Consider the following 23105-nt stretch of genomic DNA (forward strand, 5'->3'; position numbering starts at 1 on the left):
GAATCGGCGCATGGCACGCTGGACGTCTGGCCTTTCTTGATCGTCTAGTCCGTCGGAGCGCTGAGACCGTGGATCAGCTGGCACTGTTGTTCGTGCTGTTGCTCGGGGCCGTGGTGAGCGTCCCCGTCGGTGAACGATTCGGGCTGCCCGCGCCGGTCCTGATGACCCTCCTCGGGATCGCGCTGGCCCTGCCGGACTTCGTGCCGAACGTGGACATTCCGCCGGACCTGATCCTTCCCGCCCTGCTGCCGCCGCTGCTCTACGCCGCGGTGCGGCGCACCTCCTGGCGGCAGTTCGCGGCCAACAAGCGGCCGATCTTCCTGCTGGCCGTGGCGCTGGTGTTCGTCACGACGGTGGTGGTGGCCGTGGTCGCCGGCGCGATCGTGCCGGGACTGCCGGTCGCCGCCGCCGTGGCGCTCGGCGCGCTGGTCGCCCCGCCCGACCCGGTGGCGGCCACCGCGGTCGCCGGACAGCTCGGGCTGCCCCGCCGGCTGGTGTCGATCCTGGAGGGCGAGGGCCTGTTCAACGACGTGACCGCCATCGTGCTCTACCACGTGGCCATCGCCGCCGCGGTCAGCGGATCGTTCTCCCTGCCCGGCGCCGCCCTCGACCTCGTGCTGTCCGCGGTGGTCGCGATCGTCGTCGGCGTGGCCCTCGGCTGGGGCGCGAACAAGCTCATGGACCTCCTCGGCGACCCCACCCTGCAGATCGGGCTGACGCTGCTGGTCCCCTACGCCTCCTACGTGCTGGCGGAGGAACTGCACGGGTCCGGGGTGCTCGCCGTGCTGACCACCGCGCTGTTCCTGGCCGAGTACTCCACCGACGCGGACGACGTGATGACCAGGCTGGCCGGACACACCGTCTGGGACGTGGTGGACACCCTGGTCACCGGGGTCGCGTTCGGGCTCATCGGGCTGGAGCTGCACAACGCCGTGCGGACGGCGGAGGGGCGCTGGAGCGAGATGCTCGGCTGGGCCGGGACCATCGTCGTGGTGGTCGTCCTCGTGCGGCTGATGTGGCTGCTGCCGGCGACCTGGCTGACCAAGCGGCTGCACGCGAAGCGGGACTACGACGAGGAGATCCCGACCTCGTGGCGAGAGACCGTGGTGATGTGGTGGTCGGGGATGCGGGGAGTGGCCTCGGTGGCCCTGGCGCTGGCGATCCCGCTGGAGATGGACGACGGGTCGCCGTTCCCGAACCGGGACGAGATCATCTTCATCGCCTTCGGGGTCATCATGGCGACGCTCGTGCTGCAGGGACTCACCCTGCCGTGGCTGGTGAGGAAGCTCGGCGTGCGGCCCGACACCGACAGCGAGAAGGCGTTCGAGAAGACCCTGGCCGTCCGTGCCGCCAAAGCGGCGAAACGCCGGCTGAAGGAGATCGAGGAGGTTGAGGAGCTGCCGGAGGAGCTGTCCGAGCAGCTGCTGCGCCGGGCCTTCGACATCGGCCTGCGGATCAGTCCCGAACTGGGCGACGACGAGCGGCGCGAGGCCCTGGAGCAGCGGGCCAGGCGCCTGAAGAAGGTCCGCCGGATCCAGGGCGAGATGATGAGCGCCGCCCGGCACGAGGTGCTGTCCGCGCGCAGCGAGCCGGGGGCCGACCCGGAGATCGTGGACCGGGTGCTGCGCCATCTGGACGTGCGCAGCCTGCGCTGAGCACGCGGCCGGCGCCCGGCGGGCCGTTGCGCTCCCCGTGAGCCCCCAACGGCCTTTGTACGATCGGCGCATGGCACGCAACGTAGTGATCAGCGGTGGGGGTACGGGGATCGGGCTCGCGGCGGCGCAGGCGTTCGCGGCCGACGGGGACCGCGTGCTGCTGCTCGGCCGGCGGGGCGACGTGCTGGCGCGGGCCGAGGTGCCCGGGGCGCTCACCTTCGCGGCGGACCTCACCGACCCGGACGACGTGCGGGAGGCCGCCGCGTTCGTGGCGTCCGAGCTCGGCACCGTGGACGTCCTGGTGCACAGCGCCGGGGGCGACGGCGGGCGGCGTCCGGTGGCCGACGAGGACCCGCTCGAAGCGGTCGCGCGCACCTGGACCCTCAACTTCCGGCTCAACACCCTGACCGCGGCGCTGCTCACGGAGGCCCTGCGGGACCGGCTCGCCTCGCCCGGCGGCCGGGTGCTGTTCCTGAGCTCCATCGCCGCCTACCGGGGGTCGGGCAGCGCCGCGTACGCCGCCTCCAAGGCGGCGCTGCATCCGTACGCGTTCCACCTGGCGCGGGAGCTGGGGCCGCGCGGCGTCACGGTGAACGTGGTGGCGCCCGGCTATGTCGAGGACACCGAGTTCTTCGGCGCCGGCATCGGGGCGGAGCGGCGGGAGCGGCTCGTCGGCGAGACGTCGAACGGCCGGGCCGGTACGCCGGGGGACGTCGCGGCGACACTGCACTGGCTGGCGTCCCCGGGTGCCGGGCACGTCACCGCCCAGGTGATCCAGGTCAACGGAGGGGCGGAGCGCGGCCACTGAGCCGGGCCGGGCCGGGGCGGACGCGGAGCGGGGCCGGCGGCCACGTCACGTGGGTCCGCCGGGCCCCGCTCGCCGGGCCTCGTGTCCGGAGGTCAGCCGCGGCCGGTGCGCGGCGTCTCGTAGGTCCGCTTCGGTGCCCCGTCGAAGGGCGACCGTCCGTTCCTCCTGCCCGGCACCAGCACCGCGTCGGCCGTGTTGACCCGGGGCAGGGCGTGGGGGTGTTCCGCGGTCAGCCAGCGGACCATCTGCTCGCGCACCGTGACCCGCACCGTCCAGATGTCGTCCGCGTCCTTCGCGGTCACCAGGGCGCGGATCTGCACGGTGGTGGGCGTGGTGTCCGTGACGGCGAGGCCCCAGTCGCGGCCGTCCCAGGCGGGGCACTCGCGCAGGATGTCCCGGAGCTTCTCCCGCATCTCAGGCACCGGAGCGGTGTGGTCGAGGTGGAAGTAGACGATGCCGGTCATCTGGGCGCTGCCGCGCGACCAGTTCTCGAAGGGCTTCGACGTGAAGTACGACACGGGCATCGTGATCCGCCGCTCGTCCCACGTCCGTACGGTCAGGAACGTGAGCGTGATCTCGTCGACCACGCCCCACTCGCCGTCCACCACGACGGTGTCACCGAGCCGGACCATGTCGCCGAAGGCGATCTGCAGGCCCGCGAAGAGGTTGCTCAGGGTGGACTGGGCGGCGACACCGGCGACGATGCCGAGGATGCCGGCCGAGGCCAGCAGGGAGGCGCCGGCCGCCCGCATCGCCGGGAAGGTCAGCAGCATCGCGGCGACCGCCACCACGCCGACGATCGCGGTGACCACCCGCTGGATCAGCGACACCTGGGTGCGCACCCGGCGGACCCGGGCGGGATCGCGGTGGGCGGTGGCGTAGCGCGAGTACGAGGTCTCGACGACCGCCGCCGCGATGCGCACCACCAGCCAGGCGGCCGATCCGATCAGGACCAGGGTCAGGGTGCGACCTATGCCCACGCGGTGGTCCCTGAGCAGCTCGACCTGGTCGTAGGACCCTCTGAGCAGGGCCGAACAGAGGACGAGCTGGAAGGGGACCCGGCCGCGGCGCAGCAGGCCCCACATCGGGGTCTCGTGGTGCCGGGCGTCGGTTCGTCGCAACAACTGGTCGACGGCCCAGCCGACGACCAGAGTGAGGACGACCGAGCCGCCGACGACGATCAGCGGACGCAGTACGTTCTCCATGCCTGCGCGCCTAACCGGCCCGGGCGCACTTGAACCTGTGATCTCCGTCCGATCCTGGGTACCGGCCGGGCCGTCACTGTGGGTGCGGGCTGGCACCATGGCCTCATGAACATCATGCTCTTTCACTCGACCTACGGGCTGCGCCCCGCGGTGCGTGCGGCGGCGGAGCGGCTGCGCGCGGCGGGACACGAGGTGTGGACGCCCGATCTCTTCGAGGGCCGCACCTTCGAGACCGTCGAGGAGGGCATGGCCTTCAAGGACGGGATCGGCAAGGACGAGCTGCTCCGGCGCGCGATCCTGGCCGCCGCGCCCTACTCGGAGCGGGGCCTGGTGTACGCGGGCTTCTCCTTCGGCGCCTCCGTCGCCCAGACGCTGGCCCTCGGCGACGACAAGGCCCGCGGGCTGCTGCTCCTGCACGGCACCTCGGACATCGCGGAGAGCGCCTCGGTCGACGAGCTGCCGGTGCAGCTGCACGTCGCCGAGCCCGACGCGTTCGAGACGGACGACTGGCTGAGCGCCTGGTACCTGCAGATGCAGCGGGCGGGCGCCGAGGTGGAGATCTACCGCTACGCCGGAGCCGGCCACCTCTACACCGACCCCGGCCTGCCGGACCACGACGCCGAGGCGGCCGAGGCCACCTGGAAGGTGGCGCTCGGCTTCCTCGACTCGCTCTGAGGCGTCGGAGTGCTCAGCCGGCGGCCCGGTAGGCGGCCCAGCTCTGCTGCATGCGCGTCACCTGGCCCGCGGTGAACTGGTACATGCACGCGTCGTACGTGTAGTCCATGAAGTTGTGGATCGGGTCGACGCCCGTCTTGTTGGTGCAGGTGTCACGCCCGGTCGGGCACTCGAAGGCGGCGCTCTTCTCGGCCGGGGTGTCGGTGACGTAGTCGCCGTTGCCGTTGCAGCCGCCCTGGAAGGTGTGGTAGAGCCCCATCCAGTGGCCGACCTCGTGGGTGGCGGTGTCGCCCTCGTCGTAGTTCGTCGCCGAGCCGCCGGGCAGCGAGGCGTCGAGGACGACCACGCCGTCCATGGACGGGCTGGACTTGTAGGAGCTGGGGAAGGTGGCCCAGCCGAGCAGTCCGCCGCCGAGGTTGGCGGTGTAGATGTTGAGGGCGTTCGCGCCGCCCTTGCGGAGGGCGGACTTCATCGCCTTCTCCGCGGTCGAACCCGAACTGAGGTTGTACCAGGAGGCGTTGTCCGTGTAGTCGGTGCCGGCCAGCGTGAACTGGTAGCCCGAGTCGGTGTTGCCGGTGCCCTGGCCCGCGTACGCCGCGTTCAGCACGCTCATCTGGCTGCTGATCTGGGCCGAGCTGAGGTTGCCGGCGGCGCCGCTGTGGATGACGTGGAAGTACACCGGGATGGTGGTGGACGCGGCGGCCGAGGACAGGCTCTGGCCGCTCGCCCGCAGCTTGTCGAGCTTCTTGTGCAGATCGGCGTCCATGGCCTGGGCCCGGGCCTCGGTGACCTCGTTCGGCTCGGCCGTGTGGGAGCCGGCCTTGGGGCGGGCCTCGCGGGCCAGGGAGCTCGCGTCGTCGGCGCAGTCGGTGGCCGGAGCCTTGGCCGCCGCGACGCCGGTCGGCGCGGAGAGGGGAGCGAGCATGAGGGTTCCGGCCACGACGGCCGTACCGAGAACACGTCTGCGCAGATGGGGGGATATTCGGACAAGCGCACGCATGCTGACTCCTAGCGGATGCGGTGGGGAGGGCCTTTTCTGGCCGCCGCCGGGAGATTACGTGGACATGATGAATGTTGAAGAGGATCGATCAGGCCCAATGAAACGTCAGGCAAACAAGGGCAATTGGGGGAAGAAATTCGGCCGCGTCCGAAGTTTGAGATGCCGACGTAACAGTCGCAGTAACTACGGCGGGTGGTGTGTCCGGATTACAACCGTGCTCGGCACCACCCGCCGTAGTGGCGTGATCTTCCGTTAACAAGCCGCGAGCGCCCTCTTGATGGCTGAAAACAGCCCCTCGCGCACGGCCGTCATCGGGTCAGCGCACCGGCGCGTACACCCGCTCGACCTTCTGCGTTCCGCTGCGCGTGCGGTACGAGCGGACCCAGGACGAGGTCGCGTCCGGGTCCGCGCGGTCGGAGAGCACGTAGTAGTCCATCTGCGCGTGGTCCGCGGTGATGTCCAGCACGCCGTAGCCGTGGCGGTCCGTGTCGACCCAGTGGACGTGCCGGTTGGCGGCGCGGATCAGCGGCGATGCCACCGCCGAGACGGTGCCCTCGGGGACCTTGACGATGTCGTCGAGGTTGTCCGAGCTGACCGAGGTGACGACGAACTCCGTCGCCGCCGAGGGCGACAGCGGATACGTGGCGGCGTTGACCGGCACGTCGTTGGCCCACGCCATGTGGATGTCGCCGGTCAGGAAGACGGTGTTGCGGATCGCGTGGGTGCGCAGATGGGCGAGGATCTCCCGGCGGTCGTCCGTGTAGCCGTCCCACTGGTCGGTGTTGAGGGCGATGCCCTCCTGCGGCAGGCCGAGCAGCTTGGCGAGCGGCTTCAGCAGATCGGCCGGGAGGGACCCCACCGCGAACGGCGAGATCATCACCGAGTTGCCGACCAGCCGCCAGGTGGTGTCCGAGTTCTGCAGCCCCGTCTTGAGCCAGTCGAGCTGCGCCCGGCCGGTGAGCGTACGGTCCGGGTCGTCCACCGAGCCGCTGCCCGTGGACGCCTGCTGCGAGCGGAAGCTGCGCAGGTCCAGCAGCGAGAGATCGGCCAGCTTGCCGAAGCGCAGCCGGCGGTAGGTGGTGCCCTCGATCGCCGGACGGACCGGCATCCACTCGAAGTACGCCTGCTTCGCGGCCCGCTGGCGGGCGGACCAGGCGCCCTCGGCGCCCTCGGTGTGGTTCACCGCGCCGCCGGACCACGCGTTGTCGGCGAACTCGTGGTCGTCCCAGATCGCCACGACCGGCGCCGTGTGGTGCAGCGCCTGCAGGTCCGGGTCGGTCTTGTAACGCCCGTGCCGGATGCGGTAGTCGGCGAGGGTGAGGATCTCGTGGGCCGGAGCGTGCGGCCGGACGACCTTGCCGCGCGCCGCGTACTCGCCGGACCCGTACTCGTAGATGTAGTCGCCCAGATGCAGCCAGGCGTCCAGGTCGCCCCGCCCGGCCAGATGCCGGTACGGCGAGAACCAGCCCGCCTCCCAGTTGGCGCAGGAGACCACGCCGAAGCGCAGTCCGCTCACGGCGGCGTCGGGCGCCGGTGCGGTGCGGGTGCGGGCGGCGGGCGACTCGGTGCCGCCGCAGGAGAAGCGGAACCAGTAGTCGGTGGCCGGGCGCAGGCCGCGGATGTCCGCCTTGACGGTGTGGTCGGCGGCGGCCGACGCGGTGGTGGAGCCCTTGGCGACGACGGTGCCGAACGCCCTGTCCTCGGCGACGGTCCAGGACACCTCGACGTCCGGGCCGAGCCCCGATCCCGGTATCGCCTCGGACGTGGGTGTCACCCGGGTCCACAGCAGGATCCCGTCGGGCAGCGGGTCGCCGGAGGCGACACCGTGCAGGAACGCCGGGGTCTCGGCGGCGGCCCGGGCCGGCACCGCGGCGGCGAGCGGGACGCCGAGGACGGCGGTGGCGGCCGCGGCCTTGACGACCGTACGGCGGCGGGGGGCGCCGAACTCGGCGGCGCCCATGGTGTCTTGCGGCTCGGTGGATCTGTATCGACTGGTCACGGGCAGTCAGATTACTGACCGGTACGAGGAAAGAGCGGGCGAACTGCCGAAAGTTCGCCCGCTCTTCGGTTGCCGGACCGTCAGGCCTTGAGCGCCTTGTCGATCGCCGTCCGGTACTCGGCCACGGTCATCGGCGCGGTCTTGCCGTCCGAGCCGACCACTTCCTTGCCGTCCATCTTCAGCGTCGGTGTCGCGGAGACGCCGCTCTTGTCGAAGGTCTTGGACATCTCCAGCGCCCACCTGTCGTAGGTGCCGTTCTTCACGGCCGCCTGGAAGGACTTGTTGTCCTTGAGGGCGTCCACCGTGTTCGCCACCTTGATCAGGTACGCGTCGTCCTTGAACTTGTCGTCCGTCTCCGCGGGGTGGTACTTCGCCGAGTAGAGGGCGGACTTGTACTCCAGGAACGCGTCGGTGCTCACGTTCAGGGCGGCGCCCATGGCGCTCAGCGCGTTCTTGGACCCCTCGCCGCGCGAACCGATCTGCCCCTGGCCGAGGCTGTCGCCGTCGAGGAACGAGGCGCCGACGTACCGGATCTTGTACTTGCCGTCCTCGACGTCCTTGTCGACGGTCGAGCCCACCGTCTGCTCGAAGCTCGCGCAGATCGGGCAGCGCGGGTCCTCGTACATCTCCAGCGTCTTCCCGGCACCGCTCGCGCCGATGACGACGGTCGTGCCCTTCGCGCCGGTGGTGTGGGCCGGCTTGACCAGCTTCTGGTCCTTGGCCTCCTCCCAGTACCCGGGCTTGTTGTTCTGGACGACGGCGTACCCGATGCCGCCGGCTATCGCCAGGACGCCGACGACCGAGCAGGCCACGACGACCTGTCGCTTGGCCTTGTCGCGCTTGGCCTGGCGCTCGCGCTCCTGGCGCAGCCGCTCACGGGCCGCCATCTTCGAGGCCTGGCTGTTCCGCTTGCTCATAGTGGTGATCTCCATGGGGGACGCGCACACCCGGTACGCGCAATACGTATGGGGGACTGCCGGCGCTCAGGCCGTCGCCGGGCACCTGCTCAGGCGGGGAGAGCCGAGCGGGGCGGTCCGCGCCGTGCCAGGGAGTGCACGAACAGGAACGTCCGGGCGGCGGCGGCGCGGCGCAGCGGCCGCGGCAGCGGGCGGACGGGCGCGAGCGGGGCGGTGACGGCCGCGGCGGCGAGCAACAGGGGCCGGAAGCCGGCGGCGCCGACCGCGCGCAGCAGCTGCGCCAGGGCGCGCTCGCCGCGGCGCAGCCAGGCGGCGGCGAGCAGCCCGACGCCGATGTGCGCGCCCAGCAGCAGCCAGGCGGCACCCGGGTCGGCATGGGCGAGCAGGGCCGCCGGCGAGCCGCCGTGGCCGGCGGTCACGCGGGCGAGCGGGGCGCCGACGTCGGAGCCCCCGCAGAGCATGTCGAGGCCGACGGAGCGCAGCGGGCCGGCGACGGGCCCGCCCGCCCGGCCGTAACAGACGTGCTGGCCCGTGGTGAACACCGTGTCGGCGGCCAGCTCCAGCGGGATCAGCAGGGCCGCGATCCGGCCGAAGCCGCGTTCGCGGCCCGCCAGCGCGTAGGCGACGACGAAGACGGCCCCGGAGATGGCGGCGACGGTGCTCAGGGGAAGCGGCAGCCGGGACAGCAGCACGTGGGACGCCGTCGAGAGCGTCACGACGACGGCCGTGAACAGAGCCGCGCGAAGCGCTCTGAGCTGGGTCCCGGATATGTCCATAGCGCTGGAGAGTGTCCCACGGTCCGCCGTAAGGGCCCCCTAAAGGGTTCCTGTGCGTTACGCGAGCGTTGTACGGCGGGGACCCCTCTCCCGGCCGTGAAACCCCGGCCGGGAGGGGGAGGGACCACGAGGCCGGGGATCCGGCCGGGGGTACTACAGGCCGGGGATCCGGCCGTTGCGGAAGAGGTCCACGAAGATCTGGTGGTCGGCACGCGCGCGTGCCCCGTACTCGTGGGCGAAGTCCACCAGGAGGTCGGCGAAGCCGTCCTCGTCGGCCGCGATCGCCGCGTCGATGGCCCGCTCCGTGGAGAACGGCACCAGGTCCGAGTGGCCGCTCTCGTCGTCCGCCGCGGCGTGCATCGTGGCCGTGGCCCGGCCGAGGTCCGCGACGACCGCCGCGATCTCCTCCGGGTCGTCGATGTCGCCCCAGTCGAGGTCGACCGCGTACGGCGACACCTCGGCGACGAGCTGGCCCGCGCCGTCCAGCTCGGTCCAGCCGAGCCACGGGTCGGCGTGCGCCTGGAGGGCGCGCTGCGAGATCACCGTGCGGTGGCCCTCGTGCTGGAAGTACTCGCGGATGGAGGGGTCGGTGATGTGCCGGGACACGGCCGGGGTCTGGGCCTGCTTGATGTAGATCACCACATCGTTCTCCAGGGCGTCGCTGTTGCCCTCCAGGAGGATGTTGTACGACGGCAGCCCCGCCGAGCCGATGCCGATGCCGCGGCGGCCCACGACGTCCTTCACCCGGTAGGAGTCGGGGCGGGAGAGCGAGGACTCCGGGAGCGTCTCCAGGTAGCCGTCGAAGGCGGCGAGCACCTTGTAGCGGGTGGCCGCGTCCAGCTCCACCGAGCCGCCGCCCTCCGCGAAGCGGCGCTCGAAGTCACGGATCTCCGTCATCGAGTCCAGCAGCCCGAAGCGGGTCAGCGAACGCGCGACGCGCAGCGCGCCGAGCAGCGGGCCCTCGGCGGTGTCCAGCGTGAACGGGGGAACCTCGTCGCTCTTGGCGCCGGTGGACAGGGAGTGGATGCGCTCGCGGTAGGCGGTCGCGTAGACCCTGACCAGCTCGGTGATCTGCTCGTCGCTGAGGGCCTTCGCGTACCCGATCAGCGCGACGGAGGCGGCGAAGCGCTTGAGGTCCCAGGTGAACGGGCCGACGTAGGCCTCGTCGAAGTCGTTCACGTTGAAGATCAGCCGGCCCTGGGCGTCCATGTACGTGCCGAAGTTCTCGGCGTGCAGGTCGCCGTGGATCCACACGCGCGTGGTGCGGTCGTCCAGGTACGGGCCGCCCCGCTTGTCCGCGTCCAGGTCGTGGTAGAAGAGGCCGGCCGTGCCCCGGTAGAACGCGAAGGCGCTGGCCGCCATCTTGCGGAACTTCACGCGGAACGCGGCCGGGTCGGCGGCCAGGAGCTCGCCGAAGGCGGTGTCGAAGACGGCGAGGATCTGCTCGCCGCGTTGCTCGGCGCTGAGCTGCGGGACCGACATCGCTGGGTGCCTCCTGGTGCAGGGTGATGCGTGACATGGGGGACGGCCGGGCCGCCCCGCACGGGGACGGCGGCCCCGTCCACTGACAACGGACGAAGGTACGCGGGAGTGCCCACGCCCCTGCACGAAGGTACGGGGGAGAGCCCCCGGAGTGTCAGTGCCGCGGCATAGACTTCGACGCTGTCCCCCCGGACCGTTCGCAGCCCGCCGCCGATTGTTCTTCCGCTCTTCCTGGAGGCCGAACCCGTGTCAAAGCCGCCGTTCACGCACCTGCACGTCCACACCCAGTACTCGCTGCTGGACGGTGCCGCGCGGCTCAAGGACATGTTCGCCGCGTGCAACGAGATGGGCATGACGCACATCGCGATGAGCGACCACGGCAACCTGCACGGGGCGTACGACTTCTTCCACTCGGCGCAGAAGGCGGGCGTCACGCCGATCATCGGCATCGAGGCGTACGTGGCCCCGGAGTCCCGGCGCAACAAGCGCAAGATCCAGTGGGGCCAGCCGCACCAGAAGCGCGACGACGTGTCCGGTTCGGGTGGCTACACCCACAAGACGATCTGGGCGGCGAACAAGACGGGCCTGCACAACCTGTTCAAGCTCTCCTCGGACGCGTACGCCGAGGGCTGGCTGCAGAAGTGGCCCCGCATGGACAAGGAGACCATCTCCCAGTGGTCGGAGGGGCTCATCGCCTCCACCGGCTGCCCCTCGGGCGAGCTGCAGACCCGGCTGCGCCTCGGCCAGTTCGACGAGGCCCTGAAGGCGGCCGCCGAGTACCAGGAGATCTTCGGCAAGGACCGCTACTTCCTGGAGCTGATGGACCACGGCATCGAGATCGAGCGCCGGGTCCGCGACGGCCTCCTGGAGATCGGCAGGAAGCTCGGCATCCCGCCCCTGGTGACGAACGACTCGCACTACACGTACGCGCACGAGGCGACGGCCCACGACGCCCTGCTCTGCATCCAGACCGGCAAGAACCTCTCGGACCCGGACCGCTTCCGCTTCGACGGCACCGGCTACTACCTGAAGTCCACGGACGAGATGTACGCGATCGACTCCTCGGACGCCTGGCAGGAGGGCTGCGCCAACACCCTCCTGGTCGCCGAGCAGATCGACACCACCGGGATGTTCGAGAAGCGCGACCTCATGCCGAAGTTCGACATCCCCGAGGGCTACACCGAGGTCACCTGGTTCCAGGAGGAGGTCCGGGTCGGCATGAACCGCCGCTACCCGGGCGGGGTCCCCGAGGACCGCCAGAAGCAGGCGGAGTACGAGATGGACGTCATCATCCAGATGGGGTTCCCGGGCTACTTCCTCGTCGTCGCCGACTTCATCATGTGGGCCAAGAAGAACGGCATCGCGGTCGGTCCGGGCCGAGGCTCCGCGGCCGGTTCGATCGTCGCCTACGCCATGGGCATCACCGACCTCGACCCGATCGAGCACGGACTGATCTTCGAGCGGTTCCTCAACCCCGAGCGCGTCTCCATGCCCGACGTCGACATCGACTTCGACGAGCGCCGGCGCGTCGAGGTGATCAGGTACGTGACCGAGAAGTACGGCGCCGACAAGGTCGCCATGATCGGCACGTACGGAAAGATCAAGGCGAAGAACGCGATCAAGGACTCCGCGCGCGTGCTGGGCTACCCGTACGCGATGGGGGACCGGCTCACCAAGGCCATGCCCGCCGACGTCCTCGGCAAGGGCATCGACCTGAACGGCATCACCGACCCCTCGCACCCCCGCTACGGCGAGGCGGGCGAGATCCGCGGGATGTACGAGAACGAGCCGGACGTCAAGAAGGTCATCGACACGGCCAAGGGCGTCGAGGGACTGGTCCGGCAGATGGGCGTGCACGCCGCCGGCGTGATCATGTCCAGCGAGCCCATCGTCGACCACGCCCCGATCTGGGTCCGGCACACCGACGGCGTCACCATCACGCAGTGGGACTACCCCCAGTGCGAGTCGCTCGGCCTGCTGAAGATGGACTTCCTGGGCCTGCGCAACCTGACCATCATGGACGACGCCGTCAAGATGGTGGAGGCCAACAAGGGCGTCAAGCTGGAGCTCCTCGAAGTCCCGCTCGACGACCCCAAGACGTACGAGATGCTCTGCCGCGGTGACACGCTGGGCGTGTTCCAGTTCGACGGCGGGCCGATGCGTTCGCTGCTGCGCCAGATGCAGCCCGACAACTTCGAGGACATCTCCGCCGTCTCGGCCCTGTACCGGCCGGGCCCGATGGGCATGAACTCGCACATCAACTACGCGGAGCGCAAGAACGGGCGCCAGGAGATCACGCCGATCCACCCGGAGCTCGAAGAGCCCCTGAAGGAGACGCTCGGCCTGACCTACGGCCTGATCGTCTACCAGGAGCAGGTGCAGAAGGCCGCCCAGATCATCGCCGGGTACTCGCTCGGCGAGGCCGACATCCTGCGCCGCGTGATGGGCAAGAAGAAGCCCGAGGAGCTGGCGAAGAACTTCACCATCTTCCAGGCCGGGGCCAAGAAGAACGGCTTCTCGGACGAGGCGATCCAGGCCCTGTGGGACGTCCTGGTGCCCTTCGCCGGCTACGCGTTCAACAAGGCGCACTCCTCCGCGTACGGGCTGGTCACCTACTGGACCGCGTTCCTCAAGGCCAACTACCCGGCCGAGTACATGGCGGCGCTGCTGACCTCGGTCAAGGACGACAAGGACAAGTCGGCCGTCTACCTGAACGAGTGCCGCCGCATGGGCATCAAGGTCCTCCCGCCCAACGTGAACGAGTCCGAGCACAACTTCGCCGCCCAGGGCGACGACGTGATCCTCTTCGGCCTCTCCGCCGTGCGCAACGTCGGCACGAACGTGGTCGAGGCGATCATCCGCGGCCGCAAGGCCAAGGGGAAGTACGCGTCCTTCCCCGACTACCTCGACAAGGTCGAGGCGGTCGCCTGCAACAAGCGCACCACCGAATCGCTCATCAAGGCGGGCGCGTTCGACACGATGGGGCACACCCGCAAGGGCCTCACCGCGCAGTACGAGCCGATGATCGACAACGTGGTGCAGGTCAAGCGCAAGGAGGCCGAGGGCCAGTTCGACCTCTTCGGCGGCATGGGCGACGACGCGGCGGACGAGCCGGGCTTCGGCCTCGACGTCGAGTTCACGACCGACGAGTGGGACAAGACGTATCTCCTCGCCCAGGAGCGGGAGATGCTCGGCCTGTACGTCTCCGACCACCCGCTCTTCGGCCTGGAGCACGTCCTGTCCGACAAGGCGGACGCGGGCATCTCCCAGCTCACCGGCGGTGAGCACGCGGACGGCGCGGTGGTCACCATCGGCGGCATCATCTCGGGCCTGCAGCGCAAGATGACCAAGCAGGGCAACGCCTGGGCCATCGCGACGGTGGAGGACCTCGCGGGCTCCATCGAGTGCATGTTCTTCCCGGCGACGTACCAGTTGGTGTCGACCCAACTGGTCGAGGACGCCGTGGTGTTCGTCAAGGGCCGCCTCGACAAGCGCGAGGACGTGCCGCGGCTCGTCGCGATGGAGCTGATGGTCCCCGACCTGTCGAACGCGGGCACCAACGCGCCCGTGATCCTGACCATCCCGGCGGTGAAGGTCACCCCGCCCATGGTCAGCAGGCTCGGGGAGATCCTCACCCACCACCGGGGCGACAGCGAGGTCCGCATCAAGCTCCAGGGCCCCCGCAAGACGACCGTGCTCCGGCTCGACCGGCACCGGGTGAAGCCCGACCCCGCTCTCTTCGGCGACCTGAAGGTGCTGCTCGGACCGTCCTGCCTGGCGGGCTGACGAGCGGACGGCGGCCTGGAGGGGCCGACGGGAAGAACGCAGCGAGGGGCGCACCCACAAGCGGGTGCGCCCCTCGCTGCGTGCTCGGGCTCAACGGCCCTGGCGACGGCCGTTAGTTGTGGCCGAAGCGCTTCTGGTGCTTACGGGCAACATCGGCAGGGCTGCCCTGGACCTGGGCGAGATGCTGTGCCTCGCTCGCGGAGGACCGCGAGTGCTCCGGAGCCTGGTCCGGCTGCGCGGAACGGTCCTGGGCGGCGCCCTGCTTACGGTTCTTGTTCTTGGCCATGGTGATCTGCCTCCTGAAGGGGATCTAGGGGCCAGGGCCGGAACCAGATTCACATGGCCCGACAAGCCGCGCATGTCGGAGAATTACCGTGCGTGACAAGCGCTGTCGGAGAGCGGTCCGCCATTGCGCCACGCCGAAGATCGAGTTCGGGCCGTTAACCTTCGCGCCGTCGGGCAGACTCGAAGCAAGCCCGAAGCAAACCTCCCGGAAACCGGAAAGAGGGTGGACCCGTGGACCGCTGCATCGTCCTGGTGGACGCCGGGTACCTGCTCGGGGCTGCCGCCAGTCTTCTCGCCGGGGAACCCTCACGCTCCCGGATCACCGTCGACCACGCCGCCCTCATCCAGGGGCTGCGCGAGCGCGCCGAGTCCGACACGGAACGGCCCCTGCTGCGCATCTACTGGTTCGACGGCGCCCCCGACCGCGTACCGCAGCCCGAGCACCGCAGACTGCGCGTGATGCCGCGCGTGACGGTGCGCCTGGGCGCGCTGACCCGCAGCGACGGGCGGTGGGCGCAGAAGGGCGTGGACGCCGCCATGCACGCCGAACTGACCGAACTGGCACGCAACCGCGCCTGCTCCGACGTGGTCCTGGTGACCGGCGACGGCGATCTGCTGCCCGGCATGATGGCCGCGAAGGAGCACGGGGTCGCCGTGCACCTGTGGGCCGTGCAGGCCGCCGACGGCGACTACAACCAGTCCGAGGACCTGGTCGCCGAGGCCGACGAGCGCCGCGTCCTCGACCGGATCTGGATCACCAAGGCCGTACGGGCCAAGGACGTGGGCGGGGTCTGCGCACCCCCGCCCGTGCCGCGGCCCGAGATCGCCGCCATCCTCTCCGCCCCGCTGCCCGACTCGGCGCTCGCCACCGGGGCCGACCGCTCCACCGACCGGACCGAGCACGTGACGGCGGCCGAGCCGCACGACGGCCCCCAGGAGCGGGTCCCCGCGGCCAAGGGCGTCCCCACCCCCAAGGACCTGGCCGCCCTGCGCGGGCCCGGCACCCAGCCCGCCCAGCACCCGACGAGCGCGACCCTGCGCTGGTCCTCCGACAAGGGCTGGGTGGAGCGGCCGGGCGGCGCCACGGAGTCCGCGGACGCCGCCTCGCTGCCCACGCTCGCCCAGCTCACCTCGGCCGAGCAGCGCTGGGCGGACCGCGAGGAGGACATCACCACCGTCGGCGGCGACCCGTTCGAGGTCGGGCAGGTCTTCGCGCGCCGCTGGATGGCCCGCCTCACGGACCAGACCCACCTGCAGAAGCTCTCCGCGATGTACCCGCGCGTCCCGCACCGGGTGGACGGCGAGCTGTTGCGCTACGCGGCCCGCTTCGGGCTCCTCGCCCACAAGGACGACCAGATCGACGAACACGACCGGTACGCGATCCGGGCCGGTTTCTGGCGCGAGATCGACGTGCGCACGGCGGCGGAACACGCGCCCGCCGGGGAGTGAGCCACGGCCCCGGGCGCATAACGGGGCATCGGACCCCGTAGTCTCGTCCCTCGTGAGTACGCGCACGGCACAGGCAGTCCGCAGGGGACACGGTGGTGCCGTCGTGTGCGCCGTGCGGGGCCTGACGAAGACCTACCCGGCGGTGCGCGGACGGCGCGGCAGCCCCGCCACGCCCGAGGTGCGGGCCACCGACGAGGTGCGCCTCGACATCCGGCGCGGCGAGATCTTCGGACTGCTCGGGCCCAACGGCGCCGGCAAGTCCACCCTCGTACGGCAGCTGACCGGACTGATGAGGCCCGACAGCGGCAGCGTCGAGATCCTCGGGCACGACATCGTGCGCCACCCGGAGCGGGCGGCGCGCATCCTCGCATACCTGGGCCAGGAGTCCACCGCCCTCGACGACCTGACCGTGTCGCTCGCCGCGGAGACCACCGGCCGGCTGCGCGGACTCGCACTGAAGCAGGCCCGGGCCGAGACGGACGCCGTCCTGGACGAGCTCGGTCTCACGCCGCTCGCCTCCCGCCCGCTGCGCAGGCTCTCCGGCGGACAGCGGCGGCTCGCCTGCTTCGCCGCCACCCTGGTGGGCGAGCGACCGCTGCTCGTCCTGGACGAGCCGACCACCGGCATGGACCCCGTGGCCCGCCGGGCCGTGTGGGCCGCCGTGGACCGGCGCCGGGCCGAGCACGGCACGACCGTCCTGCTGGTCACCCACAACGTCATCGAGGCCGAGACGGTCCTCGACCGGGTCGCCGTCCTCGACCGGGGCCGGGTCATCGCCTGCGACACGCCCTCGGGGCTGAAGGAGCAGGTCGCGGGAGAGGTGCGGGTCGAGCTCGTCTGGCGGCAGAGTGCTCCGCTGCACGTCCCCGAGGTCGCCGCGCTGCGCGACCGCGCCGTCGAGTCGGGCCGCCGCTGGACCCTGCGGCTCGGGCCCGAGGAGGCCCGCGCGGCCGTCGCGACGGTCACCGGGGGCGCCGCCTTCGCGGCCCTGGACGACTTCACGCTGACCACCCCGAGCCTGGAGGACGTGTACCTGGCGCTGGGCGGCAACGGGCAGGGGCTGGTGAAATCGTGAGCGCACAGGCCGCGGTATCCGTACGTGACGCCGGAGGTGCCGCCGCGGGCCGCCCGCGCGGTGTCGCGGGCGCCGGGAAGAGCACGGCTGCCGGAGCGAAGAGGAGCAGCTCGACGTGAGTGTCGTACCCGCTGAGGTGCTGCCCGGCAGTGCCCTGCCCGTCGCCGAGGACGCCGGCGACGCCGCGGAACTGGGGCCGCGGGCCCGGTTGTGGCCGTCGCTGGCCGCCGTGTACCGGGCGCAGCTCTCCCGGGCCCGCGTCGCGCGCATCCCGCTGCTGTTCGTGGCCACCTTCCAGTCCGTCGGGATCATGATCCTGATGCGCGGCGTGGTGGACGGCGGCGGCGAGGCACGGTCCGTGGTGGCCGGGGCGTCGGTCCTGGTGGTGGCCTTCGTCGCCCTCAACCTGCTCGCCCAGTACTTCGGGCAGCTGCGGGCGGGCGGCGGACTCGACCACTACGCCACGCTGCCGGTGCCGCCCGCCGCCGTGGTGCTCGGTGCCGCGGGCGCGTACGCCTCGTTCACGGTGCCGGGGACCTTCGCCACCGCCGTGTTCGGCTGCGTGCTCTTCGGGCTGCCGATGACCCACCTGTGGGTGCTCGTCGCGGTGATCCCGCTCGCGGGTGCCGCGCTCGCCGGACTCGGCGCGGCGCTCGGGCTGCTCGCCCCGCGGCCCGAACTCGCCACGCTCCTCGGGCAGCTGGGCATGTCGGCGGCGCTGCTGCTCGGCGTGCTCCCGCCGGAGCGGCTGCCGACGGTGGTCCGGTACGCCCGTGACCTGCTGCCCTCGACCTACGGCGTCGAGGCGTTCGCGCGGGCCTTCGACACCCACCCCGACTGGGCCTTCGTCCTCGGCGACCTGGGGGTGTGCGCCGGGGTCGGCGTCGCCTCGCTGGCGGTCGCGACCTGGGCGTACCGTCGGGCAGCCGTCCGGTGACGCGGGCCGGAGGCGGGCCTGGCACGATGTCAGGGTGACCGCACCGCTGACTCCGCCTCCGCCGCCGCACCAGGGTCCCCCGCACAACGCCTGGCAGGCACCGCCCGCCGGTGCCGCCGGGGTTTCCGAGTACGAACAGGACGGTCCCGGGATGAAGACCGAAGTGCGGGAGGGCGTCCTCGTCGCTCTGGCCGTGGCGCTCGGCGGGGTGCTGCTCGGTCTGCTGTGGTGGTGGCTGGCTCCGCACGTGCCGCTCGTCGGCGGCATCGTCGACAAGAAGTGGGTCGTCTACTTCAAGGACACCGAGGGCGAGCAGGCCATCGGGGTGGACGGAACGTTTACCCTGCTCGCCGTCGCCTTCGGGGCGCTCAGTGCGCTGGCCGTGTTCCTGGTGCGGCGGCGCGGGGGCGTGCCGCTCGTGGTGGGGCTCGCCGCGGGCGGGCTGCTCGGGTCGGTGCTCGCCTGGCGGATCGGGGTGTGGCTCGGGCCCACCGGGGACGTGATCGCCCACGCCAAGGCCGTGGGCAGGGGGGTGACCTTCTCGGCGCCGCTCAAGCTGAACGCCAAGGGGGCGTTGCTGGCGTGGTCGCTGGCCGGGCTGGTCGTTCACCTCGGGCTGACCGCGCTGTTCGGGCCGCGGGATCCCGAGCCGTATCCCGGTGGGTACGCGGGGGCGTCCGTGCCGCCGGCCGGGTCCTAGGCTCGCGCCCGTCGGTGGGGCCGGTGGTGGGTTCGCCCCCTCCGTCCCTTCCCCGGGGGCTGCGGCCGCCGGTCCCCCCGTCGCGCTTCGCGCTCGTCCTCAGGCGCCGGACGGGCCGGGGATTTCCGCTCGGTCCGTTCGTCGGGGCCGTGCCGGTGCCGGACGGGCCGGACACGTCCGCTACGCCGGGCGCCTGCCGTGGTTCGGGCGGCCCTTGCGTGTGCGCCATTTCCGCTTGCGGGTTCTTTTCGACATGTTCCTGGTACTTAACCGAGGAACGGGTGTCCGTCGAGGGGTCAGGGGCGGGCGACGGGGGCGGAGACCGCTTCCGTGAGGGTGGCGAGGTCACCGGGGGCGAGTTCGACCTCCAGGCCGCGGCGGCCCGCCGAGACGCAGATCGTGCTGTGGCGGGCGGCGGACGCGTCGAGGACGGTGCGGAGCTTCTTGCGCTGCCCCAGCGGGGAGATCCCGCCGCGCACGTAGCCGGTGGTGCGCTCGGCCGCCGCCGGGTCCGCCATGGCGGCCCGCTTGCCGCCGACCGCCGTCGCCAGCGCCTTGAGGTCCAGCGAGCCCGCGACGGGCACCACGGCGACCACGAGGGCGCCGTCGACGTCCGCCACGAGGGTCTTGAAGACCCGGTCGGGGGAGACGCCCATGGCCTCGGCGGCCTCCTCGCCGTACGAGGGGTGCGCCGGGTCGTGCTCGTACGCGTGGACCGTGTACGGGACGCCTGCGGCCGTCAGGGCCACCGTCGCCGGTGTGCCGCCGGGCTGCTGCTTCTTGGACTTCTTCGCCATCGCCTTCTCGGATCCGGGAGACGGGTCGGGACGGACGTCAGTTCAGGCTCGTCGGGCCGCGCGTCAGCTCCGACGCCGGCAGGGACGGCAGGTTGCGGATGATGGCCGTCTCGGCGCGCAGCAGGTTCAGCTCGTCGCGCAGGCGGGCCGCGGTGTCCGGGGCCTGCAGCAGCCGCTGCTTCACCGGGATGTCGTGCATCATGGCCGCGGCCACGAGGTACGAGACGACGGACGGCTCGTCCGGCAGGTCGGCGCCGGTGGCGAGCGAACGCTCCCGGGCACCGGCCAGTCGCTTCTGGTACTGCCGGAAGGCGCGCAGCACGCCCTCGGCGAGCGCGCCGGCCTCGTCGCCCGGGTCCTCCTCCAGCTCCTCCAGCTCGGCCGTGAGGTAGGCGCCCGACGCGTCCACGGACACCAGCCGTACCCGTGTCGTGCCGGTGGCGAGGACCTCGAAGCTGCCGTCGGCGCGCTCGCGGATGGTGGCCGCGTCGGCGATGCAGCCCACCTCGTGGAAGGCCGACGCGGGCTCCTCGCCGAAGCCCGCGGCGGGTCCCCGGTCCAGTACGGCTGTCGGATCCGGCATGCCGGGTGCGCTGGGCGCGACTTCGTGGCCGTCGCGGATGGCGACGACGGCGAACCGGCGCGGTTCGTCCTCGGGGGTCTTCAGAAGATCGCGCATCATGGCGCGATAGCGCTCCTCGAAAATGTTCAGTGGAAGCACGAGCCCCGGGAACAGAACCGAGTTCAGCGGGAAGAGCGGGAGCCGGACGGTGGTCACGACGGCACAGCCTAATGGTCGCCGGAGGCGGGACGTCCGCCCCGCCCACCTTGTGGATGTCCGGCCCGCCCCGACGAGCCCAGCGGGAGCCCGCAGGCCACCTCCAGGCGGATCCCGTCGCGCAGCTCCAGGAACTGCCCCAGCGGGTCCTCCGAGACCCGGTCCCACGGGAACGACGTGGCGTACGGGCCGATCCGCCGCAGCTGTTCCAGGGCGTCCTCCCAGCGTTCGAGCATGACCAGGACGCAGGTCAGGAGATTGCGGACCTCGGCGGGCCACGGATCGGCCGAAGGGTAGGCGGCGGAGACCTCGATGGCGAGGTCGGCCGCCGCGTCCAGCCGGTGGCGCGGCACCGCGGGCCCGCCGCCCTCGGTCAGATGGGCGAAGGCGGCGCGGACGGGCAGCGCCTGCACCAGGGACCCGGGCAGGGCGTCCTGCGCCGCCCGCTCGGCGAAGTCGAGGCACTCGTGATGGGAGCCGTACCAGGCGGCGGAGAGGTACTGCAGCGCCGCCACGTGGCAGCCGTAGTGATGCGGGGAGCGGCGTACGGCCTCGCCCCACAGCTTCTCGAACTCGGTGTGCCCGGCGTTCGTGCCACGGGCGTGGTCCAGCGCGATCCGCCAGGGGACCGGGTCCCGGGGGTCGCCCTCCGCGGCCGCCCCGATCAGCGGGGCGACCTGGCGCAGCAGCTCGACGCGGGCGGGGGACTCCCAGCCCCGCCGGACCGCGAGTTCGGCCTTGACGAGCAGGGCGTCGGGGTCGTGCGGTGCGGCGGCCTGCCACGCGCGGAGCCAGGCGTCGCGGGAGCGCGCGAAGGTGGCCAGGCGGATGGTGTACCGGTCGCGGTTCTCCCACTCGGCGGCGTCCCGCGTGGTGGCCAGGAGCTTGGCGGCGGGTCCGTGATCGCCGCGGCCCGCCGCGACGAGCGCGGGCCCCAGACGCTCGTCGGGCGCGTCGAGGAGCACCTCGTCGTCGGTGGGGAGTCCGGCCGAGAGGCGTGACGTGTGGGCCGCCATCCGGGCCGTACGAATGAGCGCGCGCAGCAGTGCCATGGTGGCCCCATTGAAAACCGCAGGTGGGGACAGGGCCAGGGGGTATGCGGTGACGCTTTCGTAACCGTCGTCCGGTTGCTCGGCCGCCGGTCAAGGGAGGGTAAAGGATCATCCCGGGCCGCCCTGCCGCGGGGCGGCCCGTCAGTTCCTGCGCAGGGTGCGGGTCGCTCCCGCCGCCACCGTCGTCGCCAGGATCCAGCCGAGCAGGATCACGACCGCCGCCAGCCACTGCCAGCCGCCCCGCAGCTGCCAGTAGCCGACCTGGCCGAGATCGATGACCGGCAGCAGCAGGTCCAGGGCGAACAGGGCGGGGTTCCAGGACGGATGCTCGCCGTCCTTGATCGGCGGATGGCTCGCGTGGGCGAAGGCGAAGGAGCCGGCCGCCCACAGCACCGCCATCCAGACGGCGGCCCGGCCGGGGCGGTACCCGTAGGCGACCGTCCAGTCCTGGGCGTACCCCCACAGCTTGCCCGCGAGCGGCAGCGTCTCGCGGCGCCGGCGCTGCTTCTCCAGGAGCACCTCGCGGGCGTCCTCGTCCTCGCCGGAACCGCGCAGCACGGCCGCGAGGCGTTCGTAGGGCTCCGGGTTGTACTCGGCGGTCGCGGCGGCCACCCACTCCAGGCGCCGGGTCAGCGGGAACGCGCCCTGCGGCACCAGGTTCTCGTAGCTGAAGCCGCCCATGTGCAGGCTGCCGGGGCCCGGCCAGCTGGCCGCCCGGTCGACCAGGTTCACCACCCGCGCACCCGACAGGACGACCTTGCCGCGTTCCGGCCTCTCGCCGAGGAAGCGCAGTTCGGGCGTCTGCACCCGGCGCAGCGAGAGCTCCTGGTCGTCCTCCAGGACGAGGCGGGCCTGGTCGAGGTCGAGGGCGTCCCCGAAGCGTCCGTCGTCGAGCCGGATCCCGCCCTGGCAGACGAACCGCTGGAGGCGGGTGCCGCGCGCCGGGGTCCCGCCGCCGGTCAGCAGCGGGCTGCCGACCCCCGCCGGGGTCAGGTACAGCGTGCGCTCGACCGTCAGCTGCGGGGCGTTCAGCGCGAGGCGGCCGTAGGGGTTGGTGAGCCGGCTGCCGCGCAGGCTGAGCGAGACGCCGACCTGGGCCCCGCGCAGGCTCAGCTCGCCGTGCGACTCCAGCAGCTCGGCCTGCAGGTCCTGGCCGACGCTCATGCCGTCGCCGGTGAGGGACCGCATGCGCCGGTCGCGGTAGACCACGGCCTGGTTGAGCAGCAGGTCGGTGCCGATTCGCGCGTCGGTCAGCCGTACGCCGTTGTGGAAGCGGCAGCGGGGCAGATGCAGGTCGCCCTCGGTGTGCACCCGGGCCGCCTCCAGGCGGGGCACCGAGCAGTCGACCAGCCGGACGGTCGTGAACCGGGCCTCCGGCAGGAGGATCTCCTTCTCGAACCGGCACCCCTTGAGCTCCAGGTACGGCTGGATCGTGCCGCCCGCGAGGTCGAGGGTGTCCATGATCTGTACGCCGGTCAGCTTCAGCGAGGAGACCCGGCCGTCCAGCGCGGGCGGGCCGTCCAGCAGCAGCCAGGCCACGATCCGCGCCCGCACCCTGCGCTCGGGCCCCCAGGGATGGCCCCCGTGCGGATCGTCCACGACGGTGTCGCCGCTGCGCAGGTCGTACACGCTGCCGTTGCGGAAGGCCTGCCACATCCCGGCCTCGGCTGCGGTCAGCTCGTCAGGCAGGTCCCCGTTCCTGACGCCGGCACCCTCGGTCACAGTGACA

19 protein-coding genes are annotated in these 23105 nt (G+C 71.7%); 8 read left to right on the forward strand and 11 right to left on the reverse strand.

All coding sequences use genetic code 11. From position 1 onward, the window contains the following. The first annotated feature begins 68 nt into the window (after positions 1–68). Both ACZ4NT_RS17970 and ACZ4NT_RS17975 read left to right on the forward strand, forming a co-directional pair. Positions 69–1655, forward strand: a complete 1587-nt coding sequence (locus ACZ4NT_RS17970; protein ID WP_121403537.1) for a Na+/H+ antiporter — start codon at positions 69–71, stop codon at positions 1653–1655. 70 nt (positions 1656–1725) lie between these two features. Continuing rightward, a complete protein-coding gene (locus ACZ4NT_RS17975; RefSeq protein WP_121403538.1) occupies positions 1726–2463 on the forward strand; it encodes an SDR family oxidoreductase in 738 nt (245 codons plus the stop codon). Positions 2464–2555: 92 nt separating this feature from the next. Here ACZ4NT_RS17975 and ACZ4NT_RS17980 read toward each other — a convergent pair whose 3' ends face one another. Continuing rightward, entirely contained in the window at positions 2556–3668 is a 1113-nt protein-coding gene (locus ACZ4NT_RS17980) for a mechanosensitive ion channel domain-containing protein (RefSeq protein WP_121403539.1), read from the reverse strand. 105 nt (positions 3669–3773) lie between these two features. On the opposite strand from ACZ4NT_RS17980, the gene ACZ4NT_RS17985 reads away from it, so the two are divergent. Then, positions 3774–4343, forward strand: coding sequence for a dienelactone hydrolase family protein (locus tag ACZ4NT_RS17985; protein WP_121403540.1), 570 nt, complete (start codon positions 3774–3776; stop codon positions 4341–4343). 13 nt (positions 4344–4356) lie between these two features. Here the strand turns inward: ACZ4NT_RS17985 and ACZ4NT_RS17990 are convergent, their stop codons facing one another. From ACZ4NT_RS17990 to ACZ4NT_RS18010, 5 genes are all read right to left on the reverse strand, one after another. Continuing rightward, positions 4357–5343, reverse strand: coding sequence for a zinc metalloprotease (locus tag ACZ4NT_RS17990; RefSeq protein WP_121403541.1), 987 nt, complete (start codon positions 5341–5343; stop codon positions 4357–4359). 316 nt (positions 5344–5659) lie between these two features. Then, positions 5660–7342, reverse strand: a complete 1683-nt coding sequence (locus tag ACZ4NT_RS17995) for an alkaline phosphatase D family protein (RefSeq protein ID WP_467726232.1) — start codon at positions 7340–7342, stop codon at positions 5660–5662. Positions 7343–7422: 80 nt separating this feature from the next. After that, on the reverse strand, positions 7423–8259 hold the full coding sequence (locus tag ACZ4NT_RS18000; protein WP_121403543.1) for a thioredoxin domain-containing protein: 837 nt from the start codon (positions 8257–8259) through the stop codon (positions 7423–7425). Between the two features lie 89 nt (positions 8260–8348). Further along, entirely contained in the window at positions 8349–9035 is a 687-nt protein-coding gene (locus tag ACZ4NT_RS18005) for a hypothetical protein (RefSeq protein WP_467726234.1), read from the reverse strand. A 153-nt stretch (positions 9036–9188) separates the two neighbouring features. Continuing rightward, positions 9189–10517, reverse strand: a complete 1329-nt coding sequence (locus tag ACZ4NT_RS18010) for a DUF2252 domain-containing protein (RefSeq protein WP_121403545.1) — start codon at positions 10515–10517, stop codon at positions 9189–9191. 246 nt (positions 10518–10763) lie between these two features. Here ACZ4NT_RS18010 and dnaE point away from each other — a divergent pair, with 246 nt between their 5' ends. Beyond that, positions 10764–14303, forward strand: a complete 3540-nt coding sequence (gene dnaE, locus ACZ4NT_RS18015; protein ID WP_467726236.1) for a DNA polymerase III subunit alpha — start codon at positions 10764–10766, stop codon at positions 14301–14303. Positions 14304–14415: 112 nt separating this feature from the next. Here dnaE and ACZ4NT_RS18020 read toward each other — a convergent pair whose 3' ends face one another. Then, a complete protein-coding gene (locus ACZ4NT_RS18020) occupies positions 14416–14589 on the reverse strand; it encodes a hypothetical protein (RefSeq protein ID WP_183116873.1) in 174 nt (57 codons plus the stop codon). A 230-nt stretch (positions 14590–14819) separates the two neighbouring features. Between ACZ4NT_RS18020 and ACZ4NT_RS18025 the strand changes: the two genes are divergently transcribed. The 4 genes from ACZ4NT_RS18025 to ACZ4NT_RS18040 all read left to right on the forward strand — a co-directional run bounded on the left by ACZ4NT_RS18025 (position 14820) and on the right by ACZ4NT_RS18040 (position 18749). Beyond that, entirely contained in the window at positions 14820–16037 is a 1218-nt protein-coding gene (locus ACZ4NT_RS18025) for an NYN domain-containing protein (protein WP_121403547.1), read from the forward strand. 103 nt (positions 16038–16140) lie between these two features. Then, the gene (locus ACZ4NT_RS18030) at positions 16141–17112 is read left to right on the forward strand and encodes an ABC transporter ATP-binding protein (protein ID WP_121403548.1); all 972 of its coding nucleotides are present in this window, start codon (positions 16141–16143) and stop codon (positions 17110–17112) included. 115 nt (positions 17113–17227) lie between these two features. Beyond that, a complete protein-coding gene (locus ACZ4NT_RS18035; RefSeq protein ID WP_121403549.1) occupies positions 17228–18049 on the forward strand; it encodes an ABC transporter permease in 822 nt (273 codons plus the stop codon). 34 nt (positions 18050–18083) lie between these two features. Beyond that, entirely contained in the window at positions 18084–18749 is a 666-nt protein-coding gene (locus ACZ4NT_RS18040) for an AAA family ATPase (RefSeq protein WP_467726239.1), read from the forward strand. A gap of 296 nt (positions 18750–19045) precedes the next feature. Here ACZ4NT_RS18040 and ybaK read toward each other — a convergent pair whose 3' ends face one another. The 4 genes from ybaK to ACZ4NT_RS18060 all read right to left on the reverse strand — a co-directional run bounded on the left by ybaK (position 19046) and on the right by ACZ4NT_RS18060 (position 23098). Next, a complete protein-coding gene (gene ybaK, locus ACZ4NT_RS18045; protein ID WP_121403551.1) occupies positions 19046–19546 on the reverse strand; it encodes a Cys-tRNA(Pro) deacylase in 501 nt (166 codons plus the stop codon). 37 nt (positions 19547–19583) lie between these two features. Continuing rightward, complete coding sequence (locus ACZ4NT_RS18050) at positions 19584–20324, reverse strand: LON peptidase substrate-binding domain-containing protein (protein WP_121403552.1); 741 nt, start codon at positions 20322–20324, stop codon at positions 19584–19586. Between the two features lie 11 nt (positions 20325–20335). Next, complete coding sequence (locus ACZ4NT_RS18055; protein WP_467726242.1) at positions 20336–21376, reverse strand: hypothetical protein; 1041 nt, start codon at positions 21374–21376, stop codon at positions 20336–20338. 141 nt (positions 21377–21517) lie between these two features. Next, complete coding sequence (locus ACZ4NT_RS18060) at positions 21518–23098, reverse strand: oxidoreductase (RefSeq protein WP_121403554.1); 1581 nt, start codon at positions 23096–23098, stop codon at positions 21518–21520. Between the last annotated feature and the right edge of the window lie 7 nt (positions 23099–23105).

Source organism: Streptomyces sp. NPDC026417, from assembly GCF_055567695.1.

Bases quoted from the DNA above. Each gene is read 5' to 3' on its own strand.
- ACZ4NT_RS17990 (WP_121403541.1), bottom strand. From the start codon at position 5,343: ATGCGTGCGCTTGTCCGAATATCCCCCCATCTGCGCAGACGTGTTCTC.
- ACZ4NT_RS18020 (WP_183116873.1), bottom strand. From the start codon at position 14,589: ATGGCCAAGAACAAGAACCGTAAGCAGGGCGCCGCCCAGGACCGTTCC.
- ACZ4NT_RS18000 (WP_121403543.1), bottom strand. From the start codon at position 8,259: ATGAGCAAGCGGAACAGCCAGGCCTCGAAGATGGCGGCCCGTGAGCGG.
- ACZ4NT_RS17975 (WP_121403538.1), top strand. From the start codon at position 1,726: ATGGCACGCAACGTAGTGATCAGCGGTGGGGGTACGGGGATCGGGCTC.
- ACZ4NT_RS18005 (WP_467726234.1), bottom strand. From the start codon at position 9,035: ATGGACATATCCGGGACCCAGCTCAGAGCGCTTCGCGCGGCTCTGTTC.
- ACZ4NT_RS17980 (WP_121403539.1), bottom strand. From the start codon at position 3,668: ATGGAGAACGTACTGCGTCCGCTGATCGTCGTCGGCGGCTCGGTCGTC.
- ACZ4NT_RS18010 (WP_121403545.1), bottom strand. From the start codon at position 10,517: ATGTCGGTCCCGCAGCTCAGCGCCGAGCAACGCGGCGAGCAGATCCTC.
- ACZ4NT_RS18055 (WP_467726242.1), bottom strand. From the start codon at position 21,376: ATGGCACTGCTGCGCGCGCTCATTCGTACGGCCCGGATGGCGGCCCAC.
- ACZ4NT_RS17985 (WP_121403540.1), top strand. From the start codon at position 3,774: ATGAACATCATGCTCTTTCACTCGACCTACGGGCTGCGCCCCGCGGTG.
- ybaK (WP_121403551.1), bottom strand. From the start codon at position 19,546: ATGGCGAAGAAGTCCAAGAAGCAGCAGCCCGGCGGCACACCGGCGACG.